This is a genomic window from Trichocoleus sp. FACHB-262 (assembly GCF_014696035.1).
Classification (GTDB): Bacteria; Cyanobacteriota; Cyanobacteriia; order FACHB-46; family FACHB-46; genus Trichocoleus.
This window is the reverse complement of record NZ_JACJPK010000105.1, coordinates 1-6487: the sequence shown is the minus strand read 5'-3', so window position 1 is coordinate 6487 and position 6487 is coordinate 1. Positions and strand designations below refer to the sequence as shown.

Below are 6487 nucleotides of genomic sequence, written 5' to 3'. Positions count from 1 at the left end.
TGCCTTTGGCGCTCCCAGGAATGGGACGCAGTGGCACCGTCACGCCATCAGCGGCAATTACCAAAGGCAAAGCAGCCAGAGCTTCATCGAGCGGCTCAGCTTGAGGTGGATGTCCCTGCACTAACGATTGCAGTTCTGCTTCTAGATGCCGAGTGGCTCGCTTGTCAAAGGTTTGCACCCACTGCCAAAGCGTGGCATCACTGAGATGAACGCCACTGAGTTGAGCTAATAGTTCTGTGGCTAACTCGAAGGGTAGAAGTACCGCTAAGAGACACCCCAAACGCATCAATTCCACCGAGGTTTGCTGATAAGGCTCGATGCCCAACTCTTGGTCGAAGGGAACCTGCTGACTACAAGGACAATGATGCGGACATCGCCCAACTCGCCGTTTCCATTCCACCCATCCAACGAGGGTGAGCATACGACGCCCCACCCAGCCTTTGCTTTGCAGCGGATGAGCGCACTGAGCACAAAAACCCTAGGTCTTTTCTTGCTGAGCTCTCTGATGCAATTGTTGTTCCACGAGCACCTGAGCCACGTATCGCCCAATCTGCCAAGCTGTCATGACGAGGCTGGCAAGAGTGGTACTGGTTTGGAGCTTTTCGTCCCAGCGTTGCCACGCCAGAGCTTGGGAAGGGTGAGATGAGTTGAGCGTTAACATGGAAGTAGTTTTTGTAGTTAGAGGGCAAGCCAGCCAGGTTTGTCCTTTTTTGTGCCCTCTTCCATTCTCACGAATCCATCTAGTACTCCCCCAACCACCAGATGCGCCCTGGTCAAAGTCGGAGGGGGCTAGCTACTATAACGGAGAGCTAATTGTTACTCCACATCAGCGGTGGTCACGGTTGGAGAAGCTAGCACTACTTGACTCACATCCAATGTTCACAGGTCGATGCCCTCAATGTGAAACTGGCATTGGTTTAAAAACTCCAACAGTGCATTGGGATTGTGAGTATTGTGGTTGGAAGGATAAGTCAGTTTAAACGGCACATTAATCTACCTGGGCCTTTTCGTCTGAACGCTTCCTTCAGGGCAGGTAGGAGAGCCATTCTGAAGTAAGGGCTTGATTTTGAGAATTGCTTTCCGGCCCACAGCCTCGCAAACAATTTCTAATGGCACGTTGTCTATGTCGTCCTTGCTTGCTTTATTCAGAAACACGGCCCCAACATATCCTCTGCGAACGGAAGCCATCTTTCCAGTTGGCACCGCATAGAAAAATGCTGATGTTGGCGTAACTTGCATTGAATGGGCATACCAGTTCATCTGGGACTTAACACCTATATCGAGAGCATCCATTGACTCGATAAATTTTCCACGCTCAAAGTAGTGGACTTGCTGTACCCGATTTGCTGTCTCGGTAACCGCCTTTCCGTCTGCTTCCATCCTCTTGCAAGCCATTGTTAAAAAAATGCACGAATCAGACAAGATAACTGCATTTGCAGCCAGGAAAGTAATCACTGCTGCTGGCACCAAGAATCGTTTCATGCTGTTGCTGAGAGGGATAGGCTTAGAGTTCCCGATGAAAGCGGGGGAGGAAACGCGATCGCAGTGACTATTTGGAGTCGGCCTACTGGGTAAAAAAGGTTGTAGCTTAGTGGAAGAAGTAAGCTCCCAATCATGCGAATTCAGCCAGCCATTCGATCCTTTGTGCGCCGCTATCGCCTTAACTTTGATGGTTACCTTCGCCTCGTCATGTTGATTGCCAGTTTCTGCGTTCAATTCAACATCGGGCCACGTTCAGTCACGGTTTCGATTGCTGTTGGTGCTATTGCAATCTCTTTCCCCCTGGGCGTATTTAGAACGTGGGAGCGATGGCAGAATCACAAAGCATGGGTAATTGCAAGAGAGGCTCAATTGAGAGCTGATGTGGAAGCCTGGCGAAAACCTTTGGGTGATCCAAACTGTGCTCACTCCGCACGCTCGCCTCATCTACGATGTACTGTGAATCCAGCAGGGCCGTGTGAAACATGCTCAGATTTTAAGGATCTCGAAGGGTGAGGTTAGAAGTCTGGGTTGCCACTTATCCAATTCAGGATGATGGGCGACTGCAAGGTTGACTCGGAGGCTAGGGGTTAGCTCGTGGGGATGCGCTAGCTAGACAAACTCAACGTTTCGAGCCCTTGCGAAACGTGCTCAACAGCAAAATCTTAGTGCTTTAGAGATGGGGTGCACTTGGACCCTAACCCCAGTATTAGGGGCAAACTCTAGAGTTCGCGCCTTACGAGAGAAAGCGATCGCCAAGCTTGCGGTATCACCTTTTGCCTGACTTTCGCAAGGAATCTCGTGAACCCTGTAAGGCGCGACTCTGGGATCGCAGACATGGGCATCCTTGATTCAGTCGTCCTTCAGTTTCATCATCATGGCGGCTTCATCCCAGTAAGACAACACTGTTTGAAGCTTGCCAGCATCATTGATTTCAAAGACACTGATTCCCTCAGCTGTGGCATGACGACCGTTTTTGGCAATAACCTGCATCGTCCATTTGACCGCTGCCCCATTCTTGACAAAGAAAATGCTGTCTTTTGATAGTTCTATCGTTTCAAAGAAGTGAGCCAACACCTTAAAGAGATGCTGAGCATCCTGGTGGACATGTTTTGGGGGAGCTCCAACGGGGTCATAGATTACAGCCTCTTCTGAAAAAATCCCTAACCAGCCTTCTGGATTCATCGCTGTCATGTTGTCAAAGTAAGTCGTGAGTAACGCTGCAATCTCTTCTGTTGACACGTTATTTTCCTCTACGCTGATGTCTCATTGAGTTAGCAAGTTTCAATTTCCGATCCTGACTCATGGCAGAACCAGTTCTTTTCGTGAATCATAGAGTCCATCAACAGTTTTTGTAAATGGATGAGGCCACTTCCCAATCAGTTCAGCTTTCAACCAGGAGGGCGTTGCTGCAAGATGAGAATGTCTCTATAGGATTGTTGAGCGTACTTGCTGTTGCTAAACCACCAAAGCCGCTCATCTCAAAGCACCATCTCAGCAACAGTCTCAAACTAACTCAATCGCTGTGGTGCGTGGACCGAGAGCGCGATCGCTCAGGGTGCAGCTAGAGCCGGCACCTTCTATTTGTTGTAAAAGTTTTAGGGAAAGAGAAGGCCGAAACAGCTTAGGGTGATGATGTTTCCGCTTTTACCTACTTCCGACGAAGGCTATGGGAAAACTTTTGCGCGAGTGTCAGTGAGAAGGGTAAGGGGATTTCTTATCCTTTCTGCGATCCAATCTCTCCCGGTGCAGACCAGTTGCAGAAGTGGCCCACCTGCCCTGGAATCAAGCTTGCCCTCCGTGAATTCAAAGACAACGCTTACCCCCCTCCAACATTCAGCATGAAGTTTTCTCATCTCTTACTAATTTCCACCGCTTTCTTCGTGGCTGCCACTCTCCCGGTCCAAGCTGCCCATTATAGGTCTACAAACGGGACAACTATCATCAACCTCAATGAGTCTGGCAACTCTGACCTTGCAGGTGTGTCTAAGAATAGTGGTACTTATACCACCTCTGCAGGAACGAATCGAGTCAACGGTGGCATCACCATCTTGACCCGAAAGACGGTTCCGAACAACGTTACCTACACGGGCACGTTTGAGGATTATGTGGGCAAACCAGACACGGGTTGCAAGGGCACGATGACGTTGAATCGAACCCGCTTAGCTGGTGGTGGAGGGGCACTGAGATCGGAATGGAGGATCGTGCAAAGTGGGAGTCGGTGTGAATCACCTGTGGGAACCAAATTTGTGGTGAACTTAGTCGAAAACTTGCCTGTGGCGAGGAATGGGAATTACCCCGGAGATCCGGGAAGTGGGTCTCTCAGTGCTGACTACTCGTGGAATCATCCCCTGTGGACAGTCACTGACGCTACGTCACTGAACTGCCGTGCCACTCCGGGTGGGCGAGTAGTCAAGAGCTATCCGTTGGGGACGCAGTTCCCGACGCGGCTCAAAGGCATCAATACGTTTGGCACCGATTCAGCGGGCCAGCGCTGGATGTATATTCCAGGGGCAAACTGCTTTGTGCGCCACTCCCCAAGCTACCTCCGTCCCGTTTCATTACCTTACTAGAAGCCTGTTAGAACCTGGTACGTCAGCAATGCAGTTTCCCGCATACCGAGCTTTTCTGATGAAGTCTACTATTGCACTCGCCTGGGTGTCAGGAGTGGTTAGTTGCGCGATCGCCTCCAGTGCTCTTGCACAACAGATTCCCAGCGCTGTGCCTCGCGCAACGCCGAACTCGACAAAATCTTGGGAGCGTCCCACGCTGCGCGTCTCCTTACCGACGAGTGCGACCCAACTACAATTTAGTCAAGATGGCGAAACCCTATTGACCGATGGAGCAAATAAACAATCTGCCGAACTGTGGAGCTTGAAGACAGGCCAAAGAATTTCAACCTTTCCAGCCAAAGCGGGCTTTGCCTTCTGTGATATCGCTCTCAGTCCTGACGGGCAATTTGCCGCAGGTCTCCTAGAGTCGCGTGCAGCTCCAAAGGTACAAGCTAAGCGCCAGATCGAACTCAACGTTTGGGATCTCAAGACTGGGAAATCTCAGTGGACTCGACCTATTCAAGATCATACGATCCAAACGCCTCCAGCTCCAGGTCAGATGCAACCCCCTGACACTGCTGTTTGCCAGGTTGAGTTCAGCCCCAATAGCCGCGTCCTGGCCACAAGCATCAGCAGCCGTTCTAACAAACTCCAATCGGGAGTCCGCATCTGGAATGTCCCGCAGGGAACGTTGCAACAAGTCACAGGGTCGGCTGTCACCTACATTGACCGTTTAGCATTTAGCCCAGACAGTGCTGTGGTAGGGTTTACCACTCTAGCCAACGGCAATTCTCAACTGCATCTGTGGAATCTCAAGACCCGAAAGCTGCAAGCCAAACTGCAAGCAAGATATGAAGGTAATTTGTTGTCGATTGTGGATATTGTTTTCAGTCCCAATCAGCCAGACGTAATCGCGTTTGCCAACGATGGCATCTTTAGCTACCTTCATCATTGGCAGATTAAAACGGGAAAGTTACAACGGTTGTCGCGGCTTTCCATCGACCGAACCGCTAATCTCTTAGCGCTCAGTCCGGATGGACAAACGTATGTCTATGGGTCTGATGTGATTGGATACTACATCAGTAATTTTCAAACCAACCAGAGCTGGAAGTTTCCTCCAGCCCTAAAGTACAACTCCGGACCAACCAGGGTGGTCTTCAGCCGGGATGGGCAACAGATGGCAATTGTGATTGATAACCAAACGATTCAGGTCATTCGTTGAGTCAGGACTCGAGCGATAAAATCCTCACTCTACTTGAGCCGCACGTAGAATCTGCCTAGGCAGGATGTTCCATGGTCACCTGTTTCCCAACAATCCCACTTTGAACCACAGGATGAAGCGGCTGGCGATGAGTCTGGTCCTACACATCTGGGTGAGGGCGATCGCTAAATTGCCAAACTTATCTAACAATGAGTAAAAGGTAATTGCCCCATGAGTAGAAGTAGAGCGGCACTATTCGTCCTGTTAGGAGGGCTAGCCGTTGCAATAGTGGGTGCTCTCCCGACTGTGTTCTTTCATCTCGTCAACTATCGCGATATGACCATTCCTGGCTGGTTTGAGTTATGGCTATGGACAGCGATTGTTTTCTTTAGCCTTGGGGTCTATATAACCGCTCTGGGGGTTCAGCGAAGCTTAAGACAGGAAGCGAATCAGTCAGCACTTGTCAAGCGCTCCAAGCGCGAGTCGGCAACGTGAAATTGGTGGCTCCGACCTCTGGCAAAACTATGTGATTTCTGAGCAAGGAAGCTCAGGACATAGTGGAAAATTAACTTTAGAAGTCTTGGGTGAGACAGGTGTAGGGGTCGTCAATTTTGACTTTCACATCCTTACTCATACTACGTCAGGCCGATTGACCTATCAAAATCAAACTGAAAAGATCAGCTGTCCCAGCTAGAGCAAAACTTTGTTCATGAGTTCTGGTCGCTTATGGGTCAGCGGCAAAAACCCCAGAGGCGAGCGAGTAGATTTGGATTCCAAAGATTTGATTTATGTGGAGGAGTAGCGATCGCCAACTAAGGTGCGGCAGCAGCACAATATCCGTAGATTGTGTCAGAACGTGCCAAATGGTGCCCTATGTGATGGATTGCTACTGTCGGTTTTCCTCCTAGCATGACAGACTGTGCCAATGAGTGCTGTCTGGTGCGAACGTGCCACCACCGCGATCAACACCTCAGGTTTGCTGGATTAAAAGTGTTGAGGTTTTTGAGGTTTTTCGGGTAGTTCAACGGAAAGAGGGAATCTTACATCAAGCGGGCGATCGGTCTGCAAGCTTACGAAATAATCTCCCGCTTGAGTACTGCCACAAAATCCCACAGTTCCCCGTTAGCACGTGTGCCAGGAAGGGCGTTGCACAATAGTAGTATGATGCAGCGTTGAGGGTCTCCTGATGCAATGTCCAGACTGTCAATCCACTCACGTCGTCAAAAACGGTCGCCGTCAACAGCAGCAGAACTAC

Annotated in this window: 8 protein-coding genes and 1 pseudogene; 4 read left to right on the top strand and 5 right to left on the bottom strand. The window is 50.1% G+C overall.

Annotation, left to right across the window (positions count from 1 at the left end):
• From H6F68_RS25435 to H6F68_RS25425, 3 genes and pseudogenes are all read right to left on the bottom strand, one after another.
• Positions 1 to 421 (bottom strand): annotated as a pseudogene (locus H6F68_RS25435) (ISKra4 family transposase); the annotation flags it as partial.
• Between the two features lie 57 nt (positions 422 to 478).
• Positions 479 to 661: a hypothetical protein gene (locus H6F68_RS25430; RefSeq protein ID WP_190563373.1), complete on the bottom strand. Its 183-nt coding sequence runs from the start codon at positions 659 to 661 to the stop codon at positions 479 to 481.
• Positions 662 to 993: 332 nt separating this feature from the next.
• Positions 994 to 1482, bottom strand: coding sequence for a type IV pilin-like G/H family protein (locus tag H6F68_RS25425; RefSeq protein ID WP_190563371.1), 489 nt, complete (start codon positions 1480 to 1482; stop codon positions 994 to 996).
• A 132-nt stretch (positions 1483 to 1614) separates the two neighbouring features.
• Here H6F68_RS25425 and H6F68_RS29190 point away from each other — a divergent pair, with 132 nt between their 5' ends.
• A complete protein-coding gene (locus H6F68_RS29190; RefSeq protein ID WP_313930243.1) occupies positions 1615 to 1995 on the top strand; it encodes a DUF6464 family protein in 381 nt (126 codons plus the stop codon).
• Between the two features lie 336 nt (positions 1996 to 2331).
• On the opposite strand, the gene H6F68_RS25420 is transcribed toward H6F68_RS29190, so the two are convergent.
• Positions 2332 to 2721 carry a nuclear transport factor 2 family protein gene (locus H6F68_RS25420; protein ID WP_190563369.1) on the bottom strand — a complete coding sequence of 130 codons (390 nt, stop codon included), beginning with the start codon at positions 2719 to 2721 and terminating at the stop codon, positions 2332 to 2334.
• Positions 2722 to 3320: 599 nt separating this feature from the next.
• On the opposite strand from H6F68_RS25420, the gene H6F68_RS25415 reads away from it, so the two are divergent.
• The 3 genes from H6F68_RS25415 (at position 3321) to H6F68_RS25405 (ending at position 5727) form a co-directional block, all read left to right on the top strand.
• A complete protein-coding gene (locus H6F68_RS25415) occupies positions 3321 to 4052 on the top strand; it encodes a hypothetical protein (RefSeq protein WP_190563367.1) in 732 nt (243 codons plus the stop codon).
• 58 nt (positions 4053 to 4110) lie between these two features.
• A complete protein-coding gene (locus tag H6F68_RS25410; protein ID WP_190563365.1) occupies positions 4111 to 5253 on the top strand; it encodes a WD40 repeat domain-containing protein in 1143 nt (380 codons plus the stop codon).
• Between the two features lie 210 nt (positions 5254 to 5463).
• Positions 5464 to 5727 carry a hypothetical protein gene (locus H6F68_RS25405; protein WP_190563363.1) on the top strand — a complete coding sequence of 88 codons (264 nt, stop codon included), beginning with the start codon at positions 5464 to 5466 and terminating at the stop codon, positions 5725 to 5727.
• Positions 5728 to 6277: 550 nt separating this feature from the next.
• On the opposite strand, the gene H6F68_RS28755 is transcribed toward H6F68_RS25405, so the two are convergent.
• Positions 6278 to 6487, bottom strand: a 210-nt coding sequence (locus H6F68_RS28755) for a hypothetical protein (protein WP_206755562.1), incomplete at its 5' end; no start/stop codon positions are given.

Excerpts from the sequence above, each read along its gene's own strand:
- H6F68_RS25430 (WP_190563373.1), bottom strand. The coding sequence starts at position 661 with ATGTTAACGCTCAACTCATCTCACCCTTCCCAAGCTCTGGCGTGGCAA.
- H6F68_RS25425 (WP_190563371.1), bottom strand. The coding sequence starts at position 1,482 with ATGAAACGATTCTTGGTGCCAGCAGCAGTGATTACTTTCCTGGCTGCA.
- H6F68_RS29190 (WP_313930243.1), top strand. The coding sequence starts at position 1,615 with ATGCGAATTCAGCCAGCCATTCGATCCTTTGTGCGCCGCTATCGCCTT.
- H6F68_RS25415 (WP_190563367.1), top strand. The coding sequence starts at position 3,321 with ATGAAGTTTTCTCATCTCTTACTAATTTCCACCGCTTTCTTCGTGGCT.
- H6F68_RS25410 (WP_190563365.1), top strand. The coding sequence starts at position 4,111 with ATGAAGTCTACTATTGCACTCGCCTGGGTGTCAGGAGTGGTTAGTTGC.
- H6F68_RS25405 (WP_190563363.1), top strand. The coding sequence starts at position 5,464 with ATGAGTAGAAGTAGAGCGGCACTATTCGTCCTGTTAGGAGGGCTAGCC.